This is a genomic window from Imperialibacter sp., from assembly GCF_048007035.1.
In the GTDB taxonomy this organism is placed as follows: domain Bacteria; phylum Bacteroidota; class Bacteroidia; order Cytophagales; family Cyclobacteriaceae; genus Imperialibacter.
Genome location: NZ_CP180355.1, coordinates 1,484,583 through 1,510,883, shown reverse-complemented (window position 1 = coordinate 1,510,883; position 26,301 = coordinate 1,484,583). Strand labels below are relative to the sequence as shown.

Below are 26,301 nucleotides of genomic sequence, written 5' to 3'. Positions count from 1 at the left end.
TAGCAATGAAAATTTTCACATACACAGCAAGTGCATTGCTGCTGATCGGGTTGGCAGGATGCAACAAAAATGAAGACAGGTCGGATGCTTATGGCAATTTTGAGGCGACCGAAGTGCTGGTTTCTTCGGAAGCTACCGGCAAGCTCCTGCAGCTAAAGGTGGAGGAGGGCAGCCAGGTGAAGGCGGGTGCTGCCATTGGACTGGTGGATACCCTTGGCCTCCATTTGAAGAAAAAGCAACTCATAGCCTCCAAGCAAGCGATCAGAAGTAAGCTTCAAAACGAAAAAGTACAGATCGACGTGCTGCTTGAGCAGAAGGAGAACCTCGAAAGGGAGATCAAACGGGTGGACAAGCTGTTCGCCGAAGGGGCAGCGACTGCAAAGCAGCGGGACGACATTCATGGAGAACTGAAGGTGCTCAATAACAGGATCGACGCCACCAAAAGCCAGCTAAGCACAGCCAACAGAGGCTTATTGTCGGAGTTGGCTCCGCTTGAGGTGCAAATGGAACAGATAGAAGACCAGATTCAACGCAGTGTGCTGGCAAGCCCGCTAGGAGGAACGGTGCTGTCAAAATATGCTGAAGCAGGTGAGATCGTCACTTTTGGCAAGCCGCTTTTTAAGGTAGCCGACCTGAAGGAATTGACACTGAGGGCCTACGTAGATGCACCGCAGTTGGCCTCCATCAAAATTGGCCAGAAGGTAAGAGTGCTCACTGACGGCAGCGACGGCAATTTGAAAGAGAATGAAGGAACGGTGTCATGGATCTCGTCATCAGCCGAGTTTACGCCGAAAATCATCCAAACAAGGGAAGAGAGGGTCAATTTGGTATATGCCATCAAAGTAGTGGTGCCCAACGATGGGGCATTGAAAATAGGAATGCCGGGTGAGGTTAAATTCTAAGGTCATGGAAAAGCAAAACGCAGTTATTGTAAAGAACCTGGTGAAAACCTATGCCCATGTGGAGGCATTAAAGGAAATTTCTCTGAATGTTAAGAAAGGAGAGCTGTTCGGGGTAATTGGCCCCGATGGTGCCGGCAAAACTTCACTTTTCAGGATCATGTCTTCGCTGTTGCTGCCCGATAGTGGCGAAGTAAATGTGCTGGGCATTGATGTCACCAGAGACTATGCTTCAATTCGCAAAAAAATGGGCTATATGCCTGGTCGGTTTTCTCTTTATCAGGACCTGAGCATTGAAGAAAATATCAATCTTTTTGCCTCCATATATGACACCACACTGGAGGAGAACTATGACAATATCAGGTATATCTATTCTCAAATAGAGCCTTTTAGAAAACGCAGAGCCGGAGCACTTTCGGGTGGGATGAAGCAAAAGCTGGCCCTTTGCTGTGCGCTAGTGCATAGTCCCGAAATCCTGTTTCTCGATGAGCCCACCACTGGCGTGGACGCTGTTTCGAGAAGCGAGTTTTGGGAAATTCTTCAAATGCTGAAAAAACGTGGGATGACCATTTTGGTATCCACTCCTTACATGGACGAAGCCAGCCTTTGCGACCGGGTGGCGCTTATGCAAGACGGCCGCATTCTTTCGGTAGATACACCGGTAAAAATTACTGATGCCTATGCCTATTCCTTGTTGGCCATCAAAACAAACGAAAAGTACAACATGCTTTCGTCGCTTCGAATGCTGGAGCAGGCCACGCTGGTGTATCCTTTTGGCGAAAACATTCACGTGGTGTCCGACAAAGGCAAGCTGACGAGTAAAGAGCTAACCAAATACCTCAGCGCTCAGGGGATGGAGAACTGGGAGATAGTGGAGGTAGCACCAGATATAGAGGACTGCTTTATTGCGTTGATGAATCAACATGTAGCGGCATGAGTAGTTCTATCATAGAAGTAGAAAATCTCACCAAGAGATTCGGCACCTTCAAGGCCGTCGACTCCATTTCGCTCGAAGTGAAGCAGGGAGAAATCTTCGGGTTTCTGGGAGCCAATGGTGCGGGCAAAACCACCGCCATGAAGATGCTCTCAGGCTTGCTCAGCCCCACTTCCGGCAAGGCAATGGTAGCTGGTTTCGACGTGTTTAAGCAACAAAACCAGATCAAAAAATCCATAGGATACATGAGTCAACGGTTTTCGCTCTACGACGACCTGACCATCAAAGAGAATATCCGGTTTTATGGCGGTATTTATGGGCTGAAGAGAAAGCAGTGGAAGGAAAAGGGAGAGAGCCTTATCAAAAGACTGGGCCTCGACGAAGTGGAAGGCAAGCTTCTGAAGGACTTGCCTTTGGGTTGGAAACAAAAGTTGGCTTTTTCCATAGCCATTCTTCACGATCCCAAGATTGTTTTTCTTGATGAGCCCACAGGCGGAGTAGACCCCATTACCAGACGACAGTTTTGGGAAATGATTTACGAAGCAGCCCACGATGGCATCACCGTGTTTGTAACCACACACTACATGGACGAAGCAGAATACTGCGACAGGATTTCGATGATGGTGGATGGCAGGGTGGAGGCCTACGATACACCAGAAGGTTTGAAAAAGCAATATGGTGTGAAAACCATGAACGAAGTATTTATCAAGGTGGCCCGGCCTTAGGGCGGCCAAAGAAGATAGCATTTCACTATGAAAAGACTGACTTCACTTATACGAAAGGAGTTTTACCACATCTTCAGAGACAAGCGAACATTGCTGATTCTCTTTGGAATGCCTGTGGTGCAAATCCTGCTTTTTGGCTACGCCATTACCAATGAGATCAAAGATGCTCACATTGCCATCCTCGATCAGTCGAACGACGAGGTGTCACGCAGGTTAGCTGATAAGCTGGTTGCCTCCGGATACTTCCTCCCCGACGGGCAGGCTGAAAGTATAGACGACGTTGAGCAGCTGTTCAGAGAGGGCAGGATAAAGATGGCTGTGGTAGTTGAGCCTGATTTTGCAGACAAGCTCCAGCATGAAGGAAAAGCATCGGTGCAGCTGCTGGCCGACGCCACCGACCCGAACATGGCCAATACGTTGGTTAATTACGCTACTGCCATCATCCAGAATTTTCAACTGGAACTGAACCAACCCGGACAACCCCCCATTCTTGTGGGGGCTGAGGTGCGGCTGCAATACAACCCCAGCCTGAAAGGTGTGTTTCTCTTTGTTCCGGGGCTCATCACCATACTGCTGATGCTGGTATCGGCCATGATGACATCCATTTCGATAGCCAGAGAAAAGGAAACGGGCACAATGGAGGTATTGCTGGCGTCGCCAATGAACCCCGGTCAGGTGATTATTGCCAAGGTGGTGCCTTATTTCAGCCTGGCATTTCTTGATGCTGTGGTGGTGCTGCTGCTCGGCAGGTATGTCTTTGGCGTGCCTATTATGGGAAGTGTGCCACTTTTGCTGGCAGAGATCATGCTCTTCATCATTATGGCGCTGTCGCTGGGCATTCTTATTTCCACAGTAGCCCAAACTCAGCAAACGGCGCTGTTGCTTTCGCTGATGGGACTGATGCTGCCGACGATCCTGCTTTCAGGTTTCATTTTTCCTATTGAGAATATGCCCTTACCGCTGCAAATCATCTCGCACATTATCCCGGCCAGGTGGTTCATTGTTATCGAAAAGGCCATTATGCTCAAGGGTGTCGGTATCGCCTATTTCTGGAAGGAAACACTTATTTTGATTGGGTTTACCCTGTTTTTTATTGGGATGAGTATCAAGAAGTTCAATGTCAGACTTGGTTAAACTGAAAACGCCATGAGAATAATTCTTTACCTCGTACAGAAAGAGTTTTTGCAGATTTTCCGCAACAAGACCAACCTGCCCATTTTGTTCGTAATGCCGGTGCTGCAGCTGATTGTGTTGAGCTACGCTGCCGACTTTGAAATCAAAAACCTGAAGGTATACTGGATGGACAACGACCAGAGCAGCGCAAGCCGACAACTCTACCGTGATTTGACAGCCTCGGGCTATTTTACCATAGCTGGAACTGGTTTCGACCATGCGGAAGGGGCAGCAGCTCTTGACAAAAACGAGGCCGATCTGGTAGTGGAAATACCGGCGGGCATGGAAAAGAAGCTGGTTCGGAAGGAACCACAGCAGCTGCAGGTGATAGTGAATGCTATTGACGGCACTAAAGCTGGTCTGGCCAACTATTACTTTGGCAGAATCCTTGGCGACTATAATCAGCGGGAGGTGGCAGCGCTGCAAATGAGGGTGGTGGCCAGTGGGCAGCCGATTGCCCGGCAAGTGATTAATGTCGAGTCGTCTTTCTGGTTCAATCCAGAGCTCAATTACAAGACCTTTATGGTGCCCGGCATTTTGGTGCTTTTGGTCACGATGATTGGAGCATTTTTGAGCTCAATGAACATCGTGAGGGAGAAAGAGATCGGCACCATCGAGCAGATCAATGTGACGCCCATCCAGAAATACCAGTTTGTGATTGGCAAGCTCTTGCCTTTCTGGCTGCTTGGCCTCATGGTGTTATCAATTGGGCTTATCGTTGCGAAGGTGGTGTTCAATATCCCGTTTGTAGGTAGCGTAGGGCTTATCTATGCATTTTCCGCCGTCTACCTGCTTTTGATTCTTGGTTTTGGCCTGTTGATTTCTACGCTTACCGACACGCAGCAGCAGGCCATGTTCCTTGCCTGGTTCTTTCTGGTCGTTTTCATCCTGATGGGAGGACTCTTCACCGCCATCGAAAACATGCCTGGCTGGGCGCAAACCATCACTTTGTTCAACCCGATCCGTTACTTTATCGAGTTTGTGCGGCTTGTGATGCTCAAAGGCGCTGGCTGGCAGGAGACCAGGTTCTTTTTCGCAGTGATTTTTGGTTACGCTGTGTTGCTCAACGGACTAGCGATTTTGAACTATAAAAAGACGGCTTAAGTCAGGAATAGGTTGAAGCTATCGCTGAGTCAAAGCCCAATAGCCTTCAAATCCTCCAAAGTGTCAAGGTCAACGCTCGCTTCGGGCAGGGGATAGCTGAGGACTTCGGCGTCTGATAGATTCTTTAGAATTTTTCTCGCACCCTGGTCTCCTTTCAGTAGCAATAGTTGTTCGAAATAGCTGCGGGGGAAAATGGCCGGAACACCAATGACTCCGGAATAGGCCGCACCTAGGACTTTACTTTTATCGTTGAGCCATTTACTGACCATTTCTGAAAGGTGCTTTTCCGAAACAAATGGCTGGTCAACAAGCAAAAACATGACAGCTTCAGCATCTGTAGGAAGGCACGCCAGTCCGGCTTTTATCGAGGTACTCATGCCCTCGGAGAATTGGTCATTGTAAACTTCGGTGTACGAAAGCCCGGCAAGCTCAGTGCGCACTTCTTCCCGTTTGGCGCCGGTAACCACAAAAACGTTGTGTTCGTTTCCCAGCGCCCGTGTAATTGTAGCAACACGATGGCGCACCAGGGTGGTGTCTTTGAATGGTAGCAGCTGCTTGGCCTGCCCTAGCCGGGAAGACGAGCCTGCCGCCAGCAGAACGATGCTAAGCTTTGCCTTTTTTGGAACCTGTGGCATTGAGCTGCTCATAAATGTTGTTTAGCAGTCGGTCGTCGTAGGCACTGCGGTCGTGTATGGGGCCGTCAAGGTGTTTCAGGTAGCCGCCTTTGGAGTTGTTGAAAAACGCCTGAATCTCGGCAATGACCGACAAAGCAATTTCATCGGGTGTTTCTGCACCCAGATCAAGACCTATGGGTGAGTGAACGGTTGCTGCCCAGGCATCCCCCGGGTAAATACCCTCTTCCTTCAGCTGGTCAACCATTTTATCGAAGCGCTTCTTAGGGCCCATAATGCCCAGGTACGCCGGTGGGTTTTTGATCAGCTCTTTGAGCACGGCGTAGTCGTACTTATAGTTGTGCGACATGAGAATGGCGGCACTGAATCTTTTGAACACGATGTCGGTAGACACGTGGTCTCGCTGGCAGAGCGTCACATTTTCAGCATCAGGAAAACGCTTAGCGCCGAGGTGAGCAATGCAATCGTCGGTAACTGTCACTGCCCAGCCCAGATTTTTCGCCATCGATGTCACAGGCGCCGCATCGAAACCGCCGCCAAAAATTACCAATTGTATGCCAGGGTGCAGCGTTTCTACCAGCACTTCTACCATGGCATCATCCACTGTGTATTGGCAAATGGCCGGGCGGTTGGCCACAAAGGCTTTTTGAGCATCGGCAGCGATGAGCGCTTCTAGGTTTGCATGGCCGATAGTGCTGTATTTTTCACCCAAACCATTGAGTAAAAACCTCTGGCCCTGATATGGATTTTCAGCTATAGAAGAGTCGAATACAGTGGCCATTACAGCCAGCTCACCTTTCTCCACGAACTTTTCAAGGAGATGAATAGAGTTGAAAATATCCAGCTCATTGATAGGCTCAATCAGCACGTCAATGATGCCATTGCAGCCGAGGCCTACGCCCAAACTGGTGGCACTATTGTCGTCCATGGTGTCGTAAGTAACAAGCGAAGGACGATTGTTGAGAATTGCCTGACGAGCTTTGCGAAGGGCATCACCTTCCAGACAGCCACCACTGATGGCACCCGTCCAGCGTCCGTCGTCTGTCATCAGCATTCTGGCACCCGGCCTTCGGTAAGATGAGCCGTGCACCCGCATAACAGTGGCCAGCGCTGCTTTTTGAGTAGAAAAATTAACCTTTCTATAGGCTTCAATGATGCTTTTTGCCTCTTTCATAATATCACTCCAATTTACAACACTTCGTCAATTCATACCACCCATTCAAAAAAATAAACCCCATAAAGGGGTTAGTTAATACATATTTAAGACCAATCAAGTTTCACCAGGTGGTACCTTTTAAATCCCTGGCCGCCTTCATAATGTCTCGCCTGCTTATCTGGCCTTTCAGCACACCTTTGCTGTCAATTACAGGAAACCTGCGGAAATGAGTGGTAAGAAATTCATTCGCCACGTCAAAAATATCTTTGTCTACATCCATGGTTTTCACCTTTCTCGACATGTAATTTTTCACCTTCCCCTCGTGATTTGGATGATTGTGGTAGGCTGAATCAATAATAATTCTCAGACAGTCTTTTTCAGAAAGCATTCCTACCAATTCGCCAGCGTCGTTCAGCACCGGGCCACCTGATATCCGCTTGTCCAACATAAGGTCGATTGCTTCCTGAATATTTTGGTCCGGATGAAAAGTGAAGACATCCTTGACCATGTAGTCGGTAACGGGGGCGTATTTAATGGGTTCGACAGTCCTGGTAGTACCAGTTTCTTTTGGAGGAGTAAAATTCATAGTCAGTTGTTTAAGTGATGTGACAGGTTATTAACTACACCTGAATAAACCAGGAAGTATAAGTTACGGAACTATCGGGAGGAATCAAACTAGACGCTCGATGTTTTCTGTAAAATCAGTAGATTATTTTGACTGACCGTCATTTACAGTACAATATGCTTAAATAGGAGAATTTTCGATATAAGATTTTATTTGAGGGATAAGTAGTATATCGGCGCCGCTCAAGTCTATTGCGGTCAGGTCTTGCACTTCTACCCAGTCGAAAGCCAGGTGTTCGGTAAGGTGAATTTCTCCACTTAGCCACTGGCAATTCCAGGCCGTCAGGTTGATGCGGGGCACCTTTATTGCTACAGCACCGATTTTCTCAATAGGGCCCACTTCGATGGATAATTCTTCTCTGATTTCCCGGGTAAGGGCGGCTTGCTCCGTTTCTCCTGATTCAACTTTGCCCCCCGGGAACTCCCATTTGAGGCCCTCTTTTTTGTGAGCAGGGCGTTTTGTTACTAAAATTTTTGACCCGCGCATAATAATAGCACAAACAACTGAAAGCATGGGCTAGAAAATCTCTACTCTGCTGAGCAGCATGTCTGATTCAAAGGTGTTGTTTTGAAATGACAAGGTGAGGTCTTTTTTATCGAGCGAAATCTTGCCACCCAGCATATCGATAGCCGAATATTCTATTTCCTGCTTGGTTAAAATGTCAAGGTAGAAATCTTCGTTGGCACGTCTTATCTCGAAACTAAACTTTTGCACCAGTCGGTCTTCACGAAAAACCTCGGCGTTTTTACCGGAGATAAGTACCTTGTAGAGAATACCTGTTTTTAGCGTGCTGACAGTGATGGCACCAAATGGAGTGGGGTACTTGGTGTTCACCCAAATCCAAACACCACTCACCTCAGCATTCTTTTTATTGATGGCTTCTTCAATCGGGTCAACTTTGGAGCATCCGGCCAAAAGCACCAAAAATGTCAGAAAAAATAGCGCTTTTGTCATAGGATAAGCTTAGAGTAAATGCAATACGACGGAAGGCCAGACATGCTACCTCCATCAATTTAAGAAATAAACAGTTATAGTCCTCTGCATCCTTACCTGGCAAAACAAAAAAAAGCGAGCTGTGCCCGCTTTTTATTTTTGATTTCAGTCTGATTACTTTACGTTGAACGACACGTCCAGGTCGCCCCATAGCAAGCTTACCTTGCCCGACTTATCTATGGCATAAGTTAACCTTTCGGAGGCGGTAGCGGCTTTTTTCGACTTTACTTTTACTTGCAGAGCATCTTCTCCTTTATTTTTCTCATAGTCAAATGCACCCCAGGTATCCCAGGTTTTGTTGAAGATCAGTGTCCAGTCGTCGCCGTTTTTCAATGTAAAAAACGCATACTTTCCAGCTGGGAGTGCCTTGCCTTCTATTTTCACTTCTTTGTCGACTTCGAATACAGTGGCGTTGTTGGCCCCAGCTCTCCATACCTTGCCTTCCATTGGTTCCACGTCTTTCCCCATTGTTCTACCCTTCAAAGCAGGCGAGCTATAGTTGATTGATACGGTGGCTCCACTCTTTATCTTTTCTGATACCGATGCAGCTGGGCTTGGTTTGTCCTGGGCGACTAGGTCGCCAAAAGCAATGGTGAGCATTCCCATACAAAGCGCAAAAATTTTGTAGCTAGTTTTCATGGTGTGTGATTTAGTTAAAGGATATCACTGTAGACGGACTAGCTACCCAAAATGTTTTGGCCTGTATATTCGTTTCAATAAATGGTTCCGATCCAGTCAAATACGTCCACCTTCACATACTGCGAGTATTTGCCTCTGAAGTCTGATATGGCAATTTTCAGGTTGTTCCTGCTTACTGAATCTTCGTCGAGATAAAAAACGAAAGCAGACGTGCCAGCTGGAGTGGCGCTTGCCCGCCTGAGGGATACTTTGCTTTCTTCATCGATGAGAAAATAAGTATAGTCACCTTTCACCAGGGCGGTGTCGGCAAGCCCGTTGTCACTAAGGAGGTCAAAAAAGTTATCAACAAGAGTGTTTGACTGCTGCGATTCGGAATATTTCTGGATGCTACCCCAAAGTATGCCTTCGGGCATTCGGTAAACCTGGGGGTTCACAAACGCAAAGTCATCGCTTTCGGTCATGTCCAGCGTATAGCCAGTGTCGGAAATCACAAGTGTACCTGTAGAGGCTGGCTTGTCTTTCACTTTCAGGCTTAAGTTGTAGGTTCCATTTACAATTTTTGAAAAGGAATAAACATTGTAGGCAGGGCCGGTTTCGGAGCGGCAAGTACTGTTTTTGTAAATCTCATTGAATACGATATCAAGTTTGTTTTCCTCCGCATCTACTGTCATTAAGATGTTGTAATTGGAGCATTCGTACAGATTGGTCGACTCAAATAAGATTTGAAAGAAAGGATCTTTTGCGCTTACGTCCTCAAGCATTGTAACATTAATTTTGCTCGTGATAGGGCCCTGAAATTCGTCGCTATCCAGGCTGCACGAGAATAAAAACCCTAACCCCACCACTGCAATGATTGCAATCTTCTTCATACACTAATTTTTTTGGTATTAAGAGACAAATTTGGCAACAAATGGTTGGAATGCCGCACCGCAAATTTGCATTTCACAAAAAAATGTCGGTTTTACCTATCAGGAAATTGCAGATAGCTGAAATACAGTCTAGTTGATGTTCTCCAATCCCAAACTTTGTTTGCGCAGGCTCTTCAAATCATAAATTATTACCTAATTTTGCAGACTTTTAAAGGAACGTATGGATCACATCCGCAATTTCTGCATAATAGCACACATAGATCACGGTAAAAGTACCCTGGCCGACAGGCTCCTTGAGGCCACCCACACCATCACCGATCGGGAAAAGCAGAACCAGCTTCTTGACAACATGGATTTGGAGCGGGAGCGTGGCATCACCATTAAGAGCCATGCCATTCAAATGAACTACAAGAGCGGTGGCAAAGACTACGTACTTAACCTGATCGACACACCCGGCCACGTTGACTTTTCTTACGAGGTATCACGCTCCATCGCCGCCTGCGAGGGAGCACTCTTGATTGTTGATGCATCACAAGGTATTGAAGCACAAACTATTTCCAATCTGTACCTGGCTTTAAACCACGACCTGGAAATCATCCCGGTGCTCAACAAAATTGACTTGCCCGGGGCAATGGTGGAGGAGGTGAAAGACCAGGTGGTAGAGTTGCTGGGTTGTACCCGGGAGGAGATACTACTGGCCAGCGGAAAAGAAGGCATTGGCATCGACGATATACTGGAGGCGATCGTTCACAGGATCAAACCACCGAAAGGAGACCCTAACGGCCCTTTGCAGGCGATGATATTCGACTCTGTGTTCAACTCCTTCAGAGGTGTTGAGGTTATTTTCAGGGTGTTCAACGGCACCATGAAAAAAGGGGAGAAGGTAAAATTCATGAACATCGGGAGTATTTACGATGTGGATGAAATAGGCGTGCTGAAGCTTAAGCAATCACCGAAAGCAGAAATCAGTGCTGGTAATGTCGGGTACCTGATCTCTGGCATCAAAGTGGCCAAGGAGGTAAAAGTAGGGGACACCATCACCCATGTGGACAGGCCGGCAGCGGTCGCCATCAAGGGTTTTGAAGATGTGAAGCCGATGGTTTTTGCGGGTATCTACCCGGTAGAGACTTCGGAATACGAAGAGCTTAGGGCATCAATGGAAAAGCTGCAGCTCAACGACGCCTCGCTTGTGTGGGAGCCGGAGACATCAGCCGCTCTTGGCTTTGGCTTCAGGTGCGGATTCCTCGGCATGCTTCACATGGAAATTATCCAGGAGCGCCTGGAGCGTGAATTTGACATGACCGTGATCACCACGGTGCCTTCGGTGCGGTTTCATGCCACGCTCAAGGGCGGGGAAATGCTGAAAGTAAGTGCACCGTCGGAAATGCCTGATCCCATTGCTTTGGATTTCATCGAAGAGCCTTTTATCAGGGCTCAGATAATAAGTAAATCAGAATACATCGGCCCCATCATCTCTCTATGTATCGACAAGCGGGGCGAAATAAAAAACCAGGTATACCTTACCTCCGATAGGGTAGAGCTGACTTTCGAACTGCCGCTGTCAGAAATCGTATTTGACTTTTTTGACAAGCTGAAAACAATTTCCAGGGGTTATGCTTCTCTCGACTATGAGCTGATAGGTTATCGTCAGTCGAACATGGTGAAGCTGGATATTATGCTTAATGGTGAGCGGGTCGATGCCCTTTCGGCCATTGTGCACCGGGACAAGGCCTACGATTGGGGCAAGAAGCTCTGCGAAAAATTGCGTGAGTTGTTGCCACGACAAATGTTTGAAATAGCGATTCAGGCAGCCATTGGGGCTAAAATTATCTCCAGGGAGACTGTGAAGGCGATGCGTAAAAACGTATTGGCTAAGTGCTACGGTGGTGATATTAGTCGTAAGCGTAAGCTGCTCGAAAAGCAGAAAAAAGGTAAGAAACGGATGCGCCAGGTAGGCAATGTGGAAATTCCACAGGAAGCCTTTATGGCGGTATTGAAAATAGACTAAACCATAAGAGATGCCTCAGATACTTGATGGTAAAAAGGTAGCTGCAGAGATTAAGCAGGAGATTGCAGCCAAAGTAAACGAATTGGTGGCTCAGGGTAAGAGAGCACCGCATTTGGCCATCATTATTGTTGGTGATGACGGGGCAAGCCACACCTACGTGAATGGTAAGATCAAGGCTTGTAAGGAAGTTGGGTTCGACTTCACGCTTATGCACTTTGCCAAGACCATCTCTGAGGAAAAGCTCATCAAGCATATAGAGCAATTTAACGCTGATACGGATATCGATGGTTTTATCGTGCAGTTGCCTTTGCCGGAGCATATTTCAGTAGAAAAAGTGACTGAAAGTATTTCGGCCGAGAAAGATGTCGATGGGTTTACCAATCAAAACTTTGGAAGTATAGGCTCGCAAACCCCTTTGCTAATGCCTGCTACGCCTTTTGGGGTGATGGAGCTGCTGAATCGCTACAAAATTGAAACCAAAGGAAAGTATTGTGTGGTGGTAGGTGCAAGCAGACTTGTGGGGGCACCGCTGGGCATACTCATGACCCAGCAGGGACAAGCCACAGTAACACTTTGCCACAAATACACCGAAAACATTTCTCAATACACCAAAAATGCCGATATTCTGCTGGTGGCCGTAGGCAAACCACACCTTGTCACTGCCGACATGGTGAAGGATGGTGCGGTGGTTGTAGACGTTGGGACTACGAGAATTGATGATCCTACCAGGAAATCTGGCTTCAGGCTGGTGGGGGATGTGGACTATGAAAACGTAGCGCCAAAAACGTCTTACATTACGCCAGTGCCAGGAGGGGTGGGGCCAATGACTATTGCGTCATTGTTGATGAACACGCTTCGTGCCTACGAAATGCTTCTTGAAACAGCCTGATACCATATTGCCTTCAATAAAAACAGCTCTTCCGTTAATGGAAGCTTTCTACACCATACAGGGTGAAGGAGCTTTCCAGGGGCATGCTGCCTATTTCATCCGCCTTGGTGGTTGCGATGTTGGCTGCATGTGGTGCGACGTAAAAGAGAGCTGGGAAGCGTCGGCGCATCCAGACACAGAAGTGGCCAGGATAGTGAAGGATGCCTCGCATTTTCCAGCAAGAGTGGCTGTTGTTACTGGTGGGGAGCCTCTGATGTATGACCTCGGAGAACTGACCCGGCAGCTGAAAGACAAAGGATTCCGGACACATATTGAAACCTCTGGCGCCTATCCGCTCTCCGGGCACTGGGACTGGGTGTGTTTTTCCCCAAAAAAGTTCAGGGAGCCGCTTCCGGAGGTGGCTAAGGCGGCCGATGAGCTAAAGGTGATAGTCTACAATAAGTCGGACTTTAAATGGGCCGAGAAGTACGAAGCCCTCGTGGACAAAAACTGCCGGCTATTCCTCCAGCCCGAGTGGTCACAGCAGGAAAAGGTGACGCCCCTTATCATCGACTACATCAAAGCCAACCCGCAGTGGCAGGTTTCGCTGCAGGTGCACAAGTACCTGAATATTCCTTAATTCAGGGGTTTCTAAATCTGTATAAAAATCCTCCAGTGCCCTTCCCGGTAAATTTCAAAGTTCAGCTCGCAGTCGAGCTGGTACGAGTTGAAAGCGCTGGGCGCATAGAAATTAATAGTGGCATTGGTCAGCGGATACACCACCTTGGTGAAAGCCACGATAGTCTGGCTACTTTCAAACATAGGTGACTTGTCGGCCGAAGCTTGCAGCTGACTAACCCCAATCGGAAGCCCGTTTCGTTGAATCAGTATTTCGACCTGGTTGGGGGTGTCAGCCATATGCACAAACCTTGTTCGGAGAATATTCCGCTTTTGCCCCACAGTGTAAGAAGAAACGTATTCACCGACATACTTGTCTTTGTCCCAGTAGCCGGTTACGATGCTGTCAGGCACACCAAGTTTTCTGATATAAAGCTCGCCTTTGCCATCTTTGAGGCCATTTTTAAACTCTCCTTTATAAAGATTTCCATTCGACCAGGTGTAAGTGCCTACGCCGTCCGGGTAGCCTTTTTTGAAGCTCCCCTCATAGGTGTGAGAACCAAGCGCCTTGCCAATGCCATGAGCAAGCCCTTTTTTGCATTCGCCATCGTACTCAAGGGCCAGTGTTTCCATCAGCACTTCGCAGTCTTTTTGAACGACCGGGTCAGGCCTTAAAAAAAGAAGCAGCCCAGTAAAAAGTAGTGTAAAAAATGTGTTCATATTGAGTTTAGGTTTTAGTCTACAACATGTTGCTTTTGAAAAGCACTTACCGGAAGATACAATATAACCCAAACAGGGGGAGTAAATCGAGATGAAAAGCTGACCCGGAGGAAAAGGATTCTAGTTTTTTTGCTCAGCTACTCGCTAAAAGAGCTTGGGGAAGCTCGGTATTGCCTCAATAAACCTCGATTGTGATCAGCCACCTTGCTTTTTTGAATATATCGAATTCAACATGGTATTCTAAAATGGTTGAACCCACGGGTGCCTGGCTGCGGAAGTCCATTTTCGCTCCCGTAAATGGGAAGTCCAGTTTGCGCAGCACCGTGTATTCAAATTCCGACAACGGCTTAACCTCCTGATCGCTCACCAGCCTCAGCCCGTCGGCTACTATGGACTGCTTATTTCTGGCATAAACGATCATTATTTCAGAGCCGTTTTCAGTGATTTCTTCAATCATTACACTTTTGATATTGCTGGAATGCGATTCCCTGTAAGGCAAATTTGAAGCACCTACAAAAATATCTTTGATCCAATATCCCGCAAGGAGGCTGTCCTTTTGACCTTCTCTTTTCACCTTCATTTCCCCATAGCCTTCTTTCATGCCTTTCACGAAGTCGCCCGAGAAATAGTCCCCATTCTTCCAAATGTATCGCCCCTGCCCATCGGGGAGCCCTTTTTTAAACTCACCGATATAGGTGTCGACGCCTTTGGCTGTACCCGTTCCTTCAGCCAGCCCTTTTTTACAGTCACCGTCGTAAGTGCCCGAAATAGTTTCCAGAAGTACTTCGCAATCTTTTACAGGCGAAATAGCCTGATCGCCAAGAACAACAACCAGGAGAATGATAAAGCTTTTGATCATGATACTTTAATAGGTGTCAAAAGACAAATCTATGGCATCTGCCGTTATGTATTCAATTTTTTATAATAGGATAATAGCTAATTTAGTGTGATGATACGATTTGTTTCAATTTTGGTAGCAATACTTCTGTTCTGCGTAGCCGACCTGGCTGCTCAGTCGTCCTATACCACCGAAGATAAAAAAGCTATAAAATATTACGAACAATCGGCATTGCAGATCAGAGGCCGGGATTTCAATGGAGGCATCGAGTTATTGGAGAAAGCCCTGTTGCGTGACCCTGCTTTTATAGAGGCTCACCTGCGCCTTGCTTCAGCCTACAAAGTGCTTTTGAGATACGATCTCGCTGAGACGCAATACAGGGAAGCGCTGGCGGTGGACTCGCTCAGCAAGTTGAACTTTGACACTTACTTTGCTCTTGGCCTGATGATTTACGACAAAGGCGAGTACAAGGAGGCAAGGAAATACCTTTCAAGGTATATACAAACCAACCCAGCCAATGCTGGAAGGGAGGGTTTGGCGGCGGACTTGATCAAGAATATTGATTTTGCGCTTGACCTGATGAGCAAGCCGTTGCCGTTCAACCCCGAGCCGCTGCCTGCTCCACTCAACAAGTATGTGATGCAGTACTTTCCGGCTGTTACGGCTGATGGGAAGCAGCTTTTCTTCACAGTGCGAAAAGGCAACACAGCCAACGACGATGAGGATATTTATGTAACCAGGCAAAATGACGACGGTGCCTGGTCAGAGCCAGAGCCTATTTCCGATCTGATTAACTCACACAGGAACGAAGGAACCAGTTCTGTTTCTGCTGATGGCCGAATGCTGATTTTCACCTCCTGCCAGGCACCTGGAGGATTTGGGAGCTGCGACCTTTACTTTGTTCAGAAAGAAGGAGATACATGGGGCAAGCCTCAGAACATTGGCCAACCAATCAACTCTTCGGGCTGGGAGTCGCAACCATCGTTGTCGGCCGACGGTCGCACACTCTATTTTGTCAGCGACCGAAAAGGAGGGCAGGGGAAAAGAGATATTTGGGTAAGCACACTGTCGGCCCGTGACAATTGGATGGAGCCTGTGAACCTCGGCCCTGTTATCAACACCGAAGGCGACGACCTGTCTCCTTTTATTCACGTCAACGGCCAGTCTTTGTATTTCTCATCCTCCGGGCACATGGGGCTTGGTAAGTACGACTTGTTTCTGAGTGAAAAAAACGGGCTTGAATGGTCCCAGCCAAAGAACCTTGGCTACCCGATCAATACCAAAGACGATCAGGTATCGCTGGTCATCACTTCTGATGGCTCCAAGGCCTACTATTCCCACGAGGTTATCGGAAACAACCGGGATTTTCAAAGCTCACTGTACACCTTTGACGTGCCGGAAGAAATTCGGGTACAAAACAAAAGTAACTTTCTCACAGGTAGAGTAATGGACATTGAGACCAAAAAGCCGCTAGGGGCGTCCATTGAGATGTTCGACATCAACGATGCGTCGCTCAACTACAAAGTGACCTCCGACAAGGTGGATGGGAAGTATTTTGTTGTGCTTACCGAAGGAAAGGAATATTCTATTTACGTCACCCGCAAAGGCTATCTGTTTGAGAATCTTACCTTTAATTATCTTGAAAAAAAATCGAGGGAGCCTGAAGTCCTTGATATCTATTTGACGCCCATTAAAGCGGGAGCCACGTCGGTGCTTAAGAACATATTTTTCGATGTTGACCAATATGTCTTGAAAGAGAAGTCCAAAACAGAATTGGATGAGGTCATAAAGTTTCTGAAAGACAACGAGCAAATAAGAATGGAAATAGAAGGGCATACCGACAATACGGGAAGCACTTCTCATAATTTGGAACTGTCGACAAATAGAGCAAAATCAGTTTATGATTTTTTAATCAAGGCAGGAATCCCAAAGGAAAGACTTCAATATAAAGGGTACGGATCAACCAAACCGAAAGTTGATAATAGTACGGAAGAGGGGAAGCAGCTTAACCGAAGAATCGAGTTTAGAATACTTTAGCACATTAACCAGCAGATGGGTACCAAAATGAAGAGAGTTTTAACCGCAGGCCTTTGCCTTGTCGCCACATTGGCCGTCTTTTTAAAGCAGCAGGAGCCAGTTTCAAATAATATTCAGCCCAAACTTAGTATCGAACACCAAAGGCTGCTGGAGAAAATCAGCGAAGAAGGGGAGGGTGAAGAAAAGCAGGACGGATATTCCAGATTTGCCGAATTCCACCAATTGCTGCGAACGCCCGACAGCAAGGCGGGCCCCGAATATGATTTTAATTATAAGCTAAAGGAGCTGGAAAAGTCCACAGCGAGATTGGCCAATTTCAGAACACTGGGAACGGTGCTGGACTGGAAGTCCAGAGGGCCTGGCAACATACCTGGGAGAACAAGGGCACTTGTCATTATGCCCAACGATGCTACCGGCAATACATGGCTGGCTGGCTCGGCCGGTGGGGGTGTCTGGAAAACTACTGACAGCGGCGCCAGTTGGACAAATATGACGCCCGATTTACCTAATCTGGCAGTGGCTACGCTGGCGGTTTGCGCCACCAGTCCGGCAATTATTTATGCCGGTACTGGCGAAGGTTTTGGAAACCTGGACGGTATCGGTGGCGCCGGCATTTTTAAGTCGACCGACGGTGGTGCCAGCTGGTTGCAGTTAGCGTCAACAGTTGCCGACAATTCGTTCCGGGTAGTCAACAGGATCATTGTAGATCCCAACAACCCGAACCTGGTAGTAGTCTGTGCAAATACATCAACCAACACGTTCAACACGGCCACCTCGGGAATCTTCAGGAGTACCGACGGCGGAGCAACATGGACGAAGGTGTACACCTCCAACGAGCCTGTTCAGCAGGTAGTTGCGGCGCCTGGCGATTTTTCGGTGCAGTATGCTGCCGTGCGGGCGGTAGGTGTTTTAAGATCTACGGATGCAGGTGCTACCTGGTCAGCCACATCATCCAACCTTAAGTCTGCAGGAAGAATTGAATTGGCCGTGTCAGCAAAGAGTCCGCTGAAAGTAGCAGCCTCAGCCGAAGGAAGCCTGAGCGGAGAGGCAGGTGCCGATCTATTCATTAGTGAAGATGGCGGGACAAGCTGGGCTTATGTTTCCGAAAAGGACGACAACAACTTTGACTTTCTGGAACAGGGCGACTACGATAACGCTATCATGTTCCATCCTTTTCTCGACAATGTCGTTTACGTGGCAGGTGTCAACATCTTCAAATTCACTATCGACTCTTCTGCTCCTTCTCTCATCAAGTCTGTTGAGAAGTTCGAAAAAACGGGTACTTCATCGTTTATCGATTTCACACCGTTCAATGGTAACAACTTGCCCGGGCTGGAAATTGGAGACATTGCCGCTGAGGAGCTGGTGGATGTGGAAATAAGATTCGGGCCCGGCATCAACCAGCTTGCTGCCAGGTTCACCGTAAACAAGCAGGGTGCAGGAGTGCCTTCAGCCCAGTATCTGTACAAAGACTATGTGGAAGTCCCGTTTCAGGCATGGGACGTTACCAATAACAGGCAATTGATGGTGTCATTTAGGGATCAGCAGGAAGATGGAGAATTCACACTGATTGGATCCAACACCGAAGGAGACGGTAGCACGCACAGCAGAGAGTACCTCTTTGTTCATCTTGTCGATTATTCAACGACAGTAGATGCTGAGATTGCAAAAAATGGTGGTCATGAGTACCAGATGGAACTCAACCTTTGGCCGGTGCTGGCGAGTGGAGGTGCCTGGAGCCCCAAGACCCTTCCGGATTCAAAGCTGAATATCACATTTTCAAGTATCAGCAAGCTTAAAAAACAAGTCACTATTGTAGCTGATGGCTATGGGGAACACACCGAATTTTCTGGGGGGAGTGTCGTTAATCCTACTTCCTCCATCCATGTCGACCACCATTCATTGACAGCAGGATCAATTTCCACCTCCGACTCCACATTCAGAATAATTTCGAGTAACGATGGTGGCGTTTATCATTCAGCCACAGGCAAAGACCCTGGCACAGCCAATGGAGATTGGATATTTTCAGGAGCGGGCATGGTCACAGGTCAGTTTTATGGGGTAGATAAGCGACCAGGGGTGGATCAGTATATCGGAGGCCTTCAGGATAACTCGACCAACATTTCGCAGGAGGGTACTTCACCTGGCGGCAATGCGAGCTACACACGGGTGATTGGTGGCGACGGCTTCGATGCAGTTTGGAACTATGGAAATGCTGCGCAGGTAATTGGATCCGCTCAGTTCAATACATTTTTTAAGTCTTCCAACTTTGGCGCCCCTGGCAGCTGGACACCCGCCGTTTCTGGCTTGCCTCAGGACGACACAGAGACTGACTTCCCCTTTTTCTCAAGGCTGGGCAATGCAAAATCTGTTCCTGAAGTGCTTTTCTGTGTTGGCATAAATGGCGTGTACAGGTCAACCGACTTTGGCGATAAATGGGTTCCTAGCCAAATGGACGCCGATTGGTCATACAGAGGATCGTTCACCAATGTCGAAGTTTCTCAGGCCAACTCAATGATCGTTTGGGCTGGAGGTGCCATGTCCTCCAGTCAAACCTTGCAAGTATCCACCGACAGGGGAAAAACTTTCAAAAAAGTGAACAACTACACAGGCAATGTGCAGCTCAAAGGAGTGATCACCGGGATAGCTACTCACCCTGTGGAAGACAGTACAGCCTATGTGCTTTTTTCATTTGCTGGTTTGCCAAAAGTGGTAGTAACCGATGATTTGGGCCAAACATGGAAGGATCTTTCAGGATTCGAAAGTAGCACCAGCGGGGTAGCGGGCGTTCCCGACGTAGCGGTGTATTCCCTTTTGGTGCTGCCAAACGACCCATCGGTGATTTGGGCGGGGACAGAAATTGGCATTTTCGAAAGTGCTGACGATGGCCAATCATGGACACGTCTGGCTGGTTTACCAGCCGTTTCAGTTTGGGAAATGAAAGTGGTGGACGACCAAGTGGTGATAGCCACCCACGGAAGGGGTATTTACACAGCACAGCTTTCCAATGTTCCGGAAGTAACAATGGCTCCCTTCATCCAATCACTTGGCGTGAAGCCGTCCGGCCTAGTGAACCTGGAAGCCCAGCTGCGGTCGCCTTACGACAGCACACAGGTGCTCGTAAATAGCCAGGCAATCAAAACGCTTGGCCCCAATACTGCCGGAGCCACAAGTGTTGATTTTTTTATTGATGGGGCAACTGAGATTGAGGTGGCCCTTCGCTCATTTAAGTCAGGCAAAGAGTATGTTTCTATTTCAAAATCTGCAGTGTCGGATCTAAGAACTCCTTCATTGACCTATGCCAGCAATTTCGATGATCCAGTTGCTTCGGGTGATTTTACCGGAAACGGTTTTTCTTTGAGCAAGCCGATCGGGTTTCTTTCGTCGGCTATTCATTCAACGCATTCTTATGACGAAGACACTACGTACATCTACAAATTGCGAACTCCTATCATCGTTAGCGCTGAAAACCCCACTTTCAAGTACCGTGATATCGCCATAATTGAAACAGGTGAAGCCGGAACCGTTTTTGGTGATGATGAATTCTACGATTATGTGGTAGTCGAGGGTTCGGTAGACGGGACGGATTGGAAGCCCATTGAAGATGGCTACGATGCAAGCTACAATGCTGCATGGCTAACTACTTACGACGGCGAAGGCACGGGCAATGAAGGGCTGTACGTGCAACATACCGCTAATTTACTCGACACCTTTAATGCTGGTGACACCGTCATCTTTAGATTCAGACTTTTTTCAGACCAGCTTAGTAACGCCTGGGGCTGGTCCATCGACGACCTAAAGATTCAGACAGAAAGCGACAACACCCTGACTTCTGCGGGAAACAGCCTTGACGAATGGAGCTTATACCCCAACCCGGCTGGTAATTTCGTCACTCTGGGGCATCCTGACAGCGACAGGGGACTACTTGGTATAACTATCTTTAATATGGGTGGACAAAAAATGCTTCAAAAGGAAATGAGTGTTATTTCAAAGAGTACGGAAGTCAACCTTACCACTTTAGAACCGGGCATTTACGTGTTGATTGCCAATTTCCCCAACGGCGAAAAAAAATTCCGATTCCTGAAGGAATAAAAATTGATTATTCCAAGTTTACTTTTCTTAACATTCTCAAAATATTGTTCGGCGACCTCCCCCAATTTGCGTGATCTCGAAAAATTAAATTAAGCAAAACAGCATTTTATGTGGGTTTTGAAAATTTCACAACGCTTGATTTGATATAATGTGACGCCACGAAAGAATCTTAGATTTTTTTGAGATTTCAGCGAAAAACTTTAAGTTTGAGTTTACTTACAATCGAAAACTATTACCTATTTCCAACTTTAAACAAAACAGTATGAAGAGGATTCTACTACTATGTTTCATGCTGGTCTCGGTCTTCGTATCCGAAGTCTGGGCCCAAGACAGGGTGGTGTCAGGAACAATCACATCTTCGGATGATGGTTCTTCTCTACCCGGTGTGAACGTTGTACTTAAAGGTACAACCGTAGGTACCATCACTGACATTGATGGTAACTACAAAATCAGTGTTCCTGCAGCAGGCGGAACGCTCGTATTTTCATTTATTGGTCTCACCACTCAGGAATCTGAAATTGGTGCAAGATCAGTTATTGATGTTGCAATGGCATCTGACGTTAAGCAATTGACCGAAGTAGTTGTAACAGCTGTGGGTATTGAGAGAGAGAAAAAGGCACTCGGTTATTCCGTAGCCAATCTTTCATCTGACCAGGTATCTCAGCGTGCTGAGCCAGATCCTCTGCGTGCTATGCAGGGAAAAATGCCAGGTGTTAACATTACAGGTGGTAACGGAGCTCCCGGTTCTTCTACCAAAATTAACATTCGTGGTATTTCTTCTATGACTGGTAACTCTCAGCCTCTTTTCATCGTTGACGGTATTCCTTTCGACAACAGTGTAAATGGCGATGATCAACCAGGAAGAAACACAGTTACTTCTAACCGTGCATTTGATATTGATCCAAACAACATCGAAAGTATCTCTATCCTTAAGGGTGCTGCAGCGTCAGCGCTTTATGGTTCCAGGGCGACTAACGGTGTGGTTGTGATCACAACCAAAGCCAGCAAGAAGAACACCAAAAAGGGAATGGAGATCAGCTACAATGGCTCTGTTAACTGGCAGGAAATTTCCGGTATTCCTGACTATCAGGATGTGTACACTCAGGGATCTAACCAGGTGTACAACGGTGGTTTCATCGGTAACTGGGGCGCTCCTATGCCTGACTACGTTGATAAGATCAACGCTCAGTATGGTACTAATTACAAGAAGTATTATGGCGTGTACCCAGATAACGTATATGACCCAGTAACCGATACTGACTCTCACCCATACCCTAATGGAACTGCCCCGAACCCGATCAATAACCGTTATCCTGGCTTGTTTCCTGAATTTGTTCAGGAATATACAATGGAGGACGGCTCAACAAGAAACGTGTCAGCTCCTTACCAAATACAGCCACATGATATCATCGGCGGTTTTTTCGAGAGAGGTCGTGTTGTTGAGAACGGTGTAACTCTTTCTTCTGGCAGCGAAAAGGCAAGTATCAACACTGGTTTCTCAAGAATGAATCAGGAAGGTATTATACCAAACCAAACTGTAGACAGAACCACCTTGTTCTTTGGTGGTAACGGACAACTGGACAACGGTGTGTTTGTTTCTGGTACAGTGAACTACGTGAACACTAATCAGGTGTCTCCTCAATCAGGTGCCAGTGCGTTCAACGACTACTACGGTGGCGGCGGGGGTTCTATTTTCGCTCGTTTGTTTTACCTCCCAAGAAACTTCGACTTGAACGGGTTGCCATTTGAACACCCTGTTGATGGTTCTAACATATTTTATAGAGCACTTGACAACCCACGTTGGATTGCCAAGAACAACCTTTATGAAAGTAATGTAAACCGTGTTTATGGAAACATTACTGCCGGTTACGATGTTACTGAGTGGTTCAATGTAACATTCAAAGGTGGAGTTAACACCTACCACGAATTCCGTAGAGATGTGATCAGACCGGGTGGAATTTTCTTTCCAACGGGTGGCGTAACAACTGATGATATTGAGAATACAGAGCAGGATTATAACTTGATCATGACTTTCAGCAAGGACATCAACGAGGACCTTAGCTTCCGTGCTCTGGTGGGTATGAATGCCAACCAAAGGCAGTATAGCAGAAGAACGATTGGTGGCGCTAACGTTATTACTGCGAGCTTGTTGAAAACAAATGCTACTTCAACCCAGATTGTCGCCAGAGACTATGATCGATTGAGAAGATTAATTGGTGTTTATTCTGATATTTCTTTGTCTTACAAGGATTTTCTGTTCCTTAACGTGGTAGGCCGTAATGACTGGTCGTCTACACTTCCTCAGGGAGCAAACAACTATTTCTATCCTGGTGCAAGCCTTTCATTTGTGTTGAGTGATGCGGTAACTATGCCGTCATTTATCAACTTTGCAAAGTTGCGTGTAGCACAAACAAAAGTGGGTAGAGATGCTGATCCTTATCAGGTGAGAACAGTTTATGGGTTAGGTCTGCCTATTGCCTCTCCAAGGTATTCTGGTACATTCAATACCGCATCTTTGGGAAACACACTTGGAAACGCAGCGCTTAAGCCAGAATTTACTGACGAGTTTGAGGTAGGTGCTGAAGCCAGGGTTTTGAACAACATCATTGGTTTGGACGTGACGTACTTCTCAAGAAGTTCAACTGACCAGATAGCCAGTGCGGCCGTTGCTCGTTCAACTGGTTTTACTCAGGAGATTGTAAACATCGGAGAGTTGACTAATAAAGGTTGGGAAATCGGCCTTGACGTGACTCCTGTTAAGCTGTCGAATAGCTTTACCTGGAATTCTTACTTTGCTTTCACTAAAATCAAGTCTGAAATAGTTGACGCTGGTCCTACGGGTGAAATCTTCATCGGTGGTGCAGGTTCTACTTTTGGAACTATCCATAGAAATGGTGCTCCTTACGGGCAGATTTTTGGAACGAGCAATGCAAGGGATGATGAGGGCACTCTTCTGATTGACAAAAATACTGGTCTTCCTTTCCCAACGCAGACTTCAGGAATCATCGGTGATCCTAACCCTGATTTCACACTTGGTTGGACAAACACCTTCTCATTCAAAGGTGTCACACTGAAGGCGTTGATTGACTGGAAACAAGGTGGAGACTTCTATTCTTTCACAGCGGCATCTTTGATGCTACGTGGTCAGCTTCAGAATTCTGTTGATCGTGAAGGTTTGAGAGTGGTTCCTGGTGTTTACGGTAGCAACCAGACTTATGAGGCTGTACTGGATGAAAACGGCAACAAAATCAGAAACACTACACCAATTACTGCGTTTGACTCTCATTTCTCTAACGGATGGGGTGCTTACGGACAGGATGAAGTTAACGTGTATGATGGTACTGTAATTCGTCTGCGTGAATTAAGCCTTGGTTATTCATTACCCAAATCTATTTTGGAGAATACTCCTTTTGGCAGAGCCTCTATTTCTTTAACAGGTCGTAACCTTTGGTTTAACGCACCTAACGTTTTGGAAGGCCTAAACCTTGACCCAGAGCAGTTGACTACTACTGCTGATTCAAACCAGCAAGGTTTTGAGTATGGATCGACACCTACTACACGTCGTTATGGTTTCAACGTTTCACTTAGCTTCTAATAGTAGGGCTTTTAAAATGAAAGAACATATGAAAAAACTATATAGAAAAGGATTAGCTGCATTCTTGTCGCTAACACTTTTGTTCTCTGTTTCTTCCTGCGACATTTTCGATTTAGATGTCAATACGGATCCGAACAACCCGTCAGAGGCGGCAGTTGATCTTCTGTTGGCCAATGTGCTCTCGGACATGTCTTCCTCACTGGCAGGTGGATTCAACGGAACATCTACGGGTTTTATGGCGCAAACGACTGCAAGCGACGATTTCAATTTCAGCAATGCGTCATGGAATGGTACTTGGAATTTTCTCTACAGCGGACCTCTCAAGGATTTGAATGAGCTGGTGTTAGCTGCAGAAGCACAAGGAAACAATCCTCGTTACCTTGGGATTGGTCAGGTACTGAAGGCATATTACTTCAGCACTATGGTAGATTTCTTTGGAGATGTGCCTTACACCGAAGCGTTTCAGGGTGATGCTGATAGTCCAATCAAAGAGCCAGCTTATGATGACGATGCTGCCATTTATGCCGACTGTTTAAGTCTGCTGGACAAGGCCATTGCCAACTTTGCATTAACAAGCACGGTTGCGGTAAAAGGCGACCTCATCTACAATGGCAACATGACTCGTTGGAGGAAACTAGCTAAAACCATGAAGTTGAGGCTGCTACTTCAAACAAGGAACGTTAGCGATGTTGCTGGCCAGATCCAGGCACTTGTTACAGAGGGTGACTTGATTACCAGTTCAGCTGATGATTTTCAGTATGAGTTTCCAACTGCTATTACGCCCGATTTTAGGCATCCATGGTACCAGGCTGCATACGCTGGTGGAGAGGCTGGGTTTAGCTACTTTGGACACCAGTTCATGTACGAGATGTTGTTGAATGGTGACCCCAGGTTCCCTTTCTACTTTCATCGTCAGACTACAAATGTGCTAAATCCTGACGATCCGACTGACAAGCAGACGATTCCTTGCTCGCAGAGAACGGATTGTACTTATGGATACTTTGTGTTGAATCCTAACATTACCAATGCCTTGTTTGGGTCAGACCCCGATGGTCTTTCTTCATCTGAAGAGGCCTATTTGGCAGGTATATTCGGGAGGGACAGAGCTGATCCATCTGGAATTCCTAACGACAACCCTATCAGGACTATTCCCGGTTCTTATCCATCCGGTGGTGTGTTTGATGCTACAGCTGGTTCAGGTGGGGGCAATAGAGGGTCAAGTGTAGGTTTCTTTCCTATGCTCACAAGCTGGATGACGAAGTTCTATCTTTTGGAGGCGTCTATCACGTTGGGAACCGACATATCTAAGGTTGCTGCAAGCGAGACAGCGCTTCTTAACTCGGCGTTGACCGATCAGATGAACAAGGTTTGGGATTTTGGCTCTCGTGGTCAAAGTGTAGCTGCTGATGAGTCTACATGGGGCACTGTTTATAGTTGGCCAGTTACTTTCAAGACCAGAGCGGCTCTTAGGGCTGAGGTGATCGCCGCTTACCCTACAGGCGGAACTCCTAACGCCAGACTTGCCTATGTGCTGAAACAAGCATGGTTTGCTAACTTCGGGAATGGTATTGAGCAGTATAATGCCTTCCGTAGAACAGGGCTTCCAGCTGATATTCAGACACCGCTTCAGTTGCCACGTCAGTTTGCGCTACGTTTCCCGTATGCGCAGGATGAACTTAACCTGAATAGCAAAACTCCGGTTATCATTTATGACAATCCTTCGGCTGCAGTGTTCTGGGATACACTTAAGTTTCAGTTTTAATTAGTTAATTAGAC

The 26,301-nt window shown here is 47.0% G+C and carries 21 protein-coding genes; 12 read left to right on the top strand and 9 right to left on the bottom strand.

Annotation, left to right across the window (positions count from 1 at the left end; translation table 11 throughout):
- The first annotated feature begins 5 nt into the window (after positions 1-5).
- Genes ACMVP2_RS06835 through ACMVP2_RS06815 form a run of 5 tightly spaced genes read left to right on the top strand, consistent with a single transcriptional unit; the run spans position 6 to position 4,835 of the window.
- Complete coding sequence (locus ACMVP2_RS06835) at positions 6-902, top strand: HlyD family secretion protein (protein WP_416867154.1); 897 nt, start codon at positions 6-8, stop codon at positions 900-902.
- 4 nt (positions 903-906) lie between these two features.
- Positions 907-1,836 (top strand): ABC transporter ATP-binding protein, encoded by a 930-nt coding sequence (locus tag ACMVP2_RS06830; RefSeq protein ID WP_416867153.1) that lies wholly within the window; start codon positions 907-909, stop codon positions 1,834-1,836.
- Positions 1,833-2,558, top strand: a complete 726-nt coding sequence (locus ACMVP2_RS06825; RefSeq protein ID WP_416867152.1) for an ABC transporter ATP-binding protein — start codon at positions 1,833-1,835, stop codon at positions 2,556-2,558. Before ACMVP2_RS06830 ends, ACMVP2_RS06825 begins: the two co-directional genes overlap by 4 nt.
- A 27-nt stretch (positions 2,559-2,585) precedes the next feature.
- Positions 2,586-3,692 (top strand): ABC transporter permease, encoded by a 1,107-nt coding sequence (locus ACMVP2_RS06820; protein WP_416867151.1) that lies wholly within the window; start codon positions 2,586-2,588, stop codon positions 3,690-3,692.
- Positions 3,693-3,704: 12 nt separating this feature from the next.
- Positions 3,705-4,835 carry an ABC transporter permease gene (locus tag ACMVP2_RS06815; protein ID WP_416867150.1) on the top strand — a complete coding sequence of 377 codons (1,131 nt, stop codon included), beginning with the start codon at positions 3,705-3,707 and terminating at the stop codon, positions 4,833-4,835.
- A 29-nt stretch (positions 4,836-4,864) separates the two neighbouring features.
- Here the strand turns inward: ACMVP2_RS06815 and ACMVP2_RS06810 are convergent, their stop codons facing one another.
- The 7 genes from ACMVP2_RS06810 to ACMVP2_RS06780 form a co-directional block, all read right to left on the bottom strand.
- Entirely contained in the window at positions 4,865-5,482 is a 618-nt protein-coding gene (locus tag ACMVP2_RS06810; RefSeq protein WP_416867149.1) for a nucleotidyltransferase family protein, read from the bottom strand.
- Positions 5,439-6,641 carry an XdhC family protein gene (locus tag ACMVP2_RS06805; protein ID WP_416867148.1) on the bottom strand — a complete coding sequence of 401 codons (1,203 nt, stop codon included), beginning with the start codon at positions 6,639-6,641 and terminating at the stop codon, positions 5,439-5,441. The genes ACMVP2_RS06810 and ACMVP2_RS06805 overlap by 44 nt, the downstream gene beginning before the upstream one ends.
- Positions 6,642-6,744: 103 nt before the next feature.
- Positions 6,745-7,209, bottom strand: a complete 465-nt coding sequence (locus ACMVP2_RS06800; RefSeq protein ID WP_317488206.1) for a CBS domain-containing protein — start codon at positions 7,207-7,209, stop codon at positions 6,745-6,747.
- 159 nt (positions 7,210-7,368) lie between these two features.
- Positions 7,369-7,761, bottom strand: a complete 393-nt coding sequence (locus ACMVP2_RS06795; RefSeq protein ID WP_416867147.1) for a (deoxy)nucleoside triphosphate pyrophosphohydrolase — start codon at positions 7,759-7,761, stop codon at positions 7,369-7,371.
- A gap of 3 nt (positions 7,762-7,764) precedes the next feature.
- Positions 7,765-8,202, bottom strand: coding sequence for a hypothetical protein (locus ACMVP2_RS06790; protein WP_416867146.1), 438 nt, complete (start codon positions 8,200-8,202; stop codon positions 7,765-7,767).
- A 153-nt stretch (positions 8,203-8,355) separates the two neighbouring features.
- Entirely contained in the window at positions 8,356-8,880 is a 525-nt protein-coding gene (locus ACMVP2_RS06785; RefSeq protein ID WP_416867145.1) for a DUF2911 domain-containing protein, read from the bottom strand.
- 74 nt (positions 8,881-8,954) lie between these two features.
- On the bottom strand, positions 8,955-9,749 hold the full coding sequence (locus ACMVP2_RS06780; RefSeq protein WP_339792453.1) for a hypothetical protein: 795 nt from the start codon (positions 9,747-9,749) through the stop codon (positions 8,955-8,957).
- Between the two features lie 220 nt (positions 9,750-9,969).
- Between ACMVP2_RS06780 and lepA the strand changes: the two genes are divergently transcribed.
- From lepA to ACMVP2_RS06765, 3 genes are read left to right on the top strand one after another with little or no spacing between them, the layout of a single operon-like run.
- Positions 9,970-11,757 (top strand): translation elongation factor 4, encoded by a 1,788-nt coding sequence (gene lepA / locus ACMVP2_RS06775; RefSeq protein WP_416867144.1) that lies wholly within the window; start codon positions 9,970-9,972, stop codon positions 11,755-11,757.
- A gap of 10 nt (positions 11,758-11,767) precedes the next feature.
- Complete coding sequence (locus ACMVP2_RS06770; RefSeq protein ID WP_416867143.1) at positions 11,768-12,646, top strand: bifunctional 5,10-methylenetetrahydrofolate dehydrogenase/5,10-methenyltetrahydrofolate cyclohydrolase; 879 nt, start codon at positions 11,768-11,770, stop codon at positions 12,644-12,646.
- A 37-nt stretch (positions 12,647-12,683) separates the two neighbouring features.
- Positions 12,684-13,265: a 7-carboxy-7-deazaguanine synthase QueE gene (locus tag ACMVP2_RS06765; RefSeq protein ID WP_416867142.1), complete on the top strand. Its 582-nt coding sequence runs from the start codon at positions 12,684-12,686 to the stop codon at positions 13,263-13,265.
- Positions 13,266-13,276: 11 nt separating this feature from the next.
- Here the strand turns inward: ACMVP2_RS06765 and ACMVP2_RS06760 are convergent, their stop codons facing one another.
- The gene (locus ACMVP2_RS06760; RefSeq protein WP_317488198.1) at positions 13,277-13,963 is read right to left on the bottom strand and encodes a hypothetical protein; all 687 of its coding nucleotides are present in this window, start codon (positions 13,961-13,963) and stop codon (positions 13,277-13,279) included.
- Positions 13,964-14,138: 175 nt separating this feature from the next.
- Complete coding sequence (locus ACMVP2_RS06755; protein ID WP_339792457.1) at positions 14,139-14,822, bottom strand: hypothetical protein; 684 nt, start codon at positions 14,820-14,822, stop codon at positions 14,139-14,141.
- A gap of 90 nt (positions 14,823-14,912) precedes the next feature.
- Here ACMVP2_RS06755 and ACMVP2_RS06750 point away from each other — a divergent pair, with 90 nt between their 5' ends.
- The 4 genes from ACMVP2_RS06750 (at position 14,913) to ACMVP2_RS06735 (ending at position 26,287) form a co-directional block, all read left to right on the top strand.
- Complete coding sequence (locus ACMVP2_RS06750) at positions 14,913-16,838, top strand: OmpA family protein (protein ID WP_416867141.1); 1,926 nt, start codon at positions 14,913-14,915, stop codon at positions 16,836-16,838.
- A gap of 27 nt (positions 16,839-16,865) precedes the next feature.
- On the top strand, positions 16,866-20,930 hold the full coding sequence (locus ACMVP2_RS06745; RefSeq protein ID WP_416867140.1) for a VPS10 domain-containing protein: 4,065 nt from the start codon (positions 16,866-16,868) through the stop codon (positions 20,928-20,930).
- A 262-nt stretch (positions 20,931-21,192) separates the two neighbouring features.
- A complete protein-coding gene (locus tag ACMVP2_RS06740) occupies positions 21,193-24,525 on the top strand; it encodes a SusC/RagA family TonB-linked outer membrane protein (RefSeq protein WP_339793289.1) in 3,333 nt (1,110 codons plus the stop codon).
- A gap of 28 nt (positions 24,526-24,553) precedes the next feature.
- On the top strand, positions 24,554-26,287 hold the full coding sequence (locus ACMVP2_RS06735; protein WP_339793288.1) for a SusD/RagB family nutrient-binding outer membrane lipoprotein: 1,734 nt from the start codon (positions 24,554-24,556) through the stop codon (positions 26,285-26,287).
- Positions 26,288-26,301: the final 14 nt, after the last annotated feature.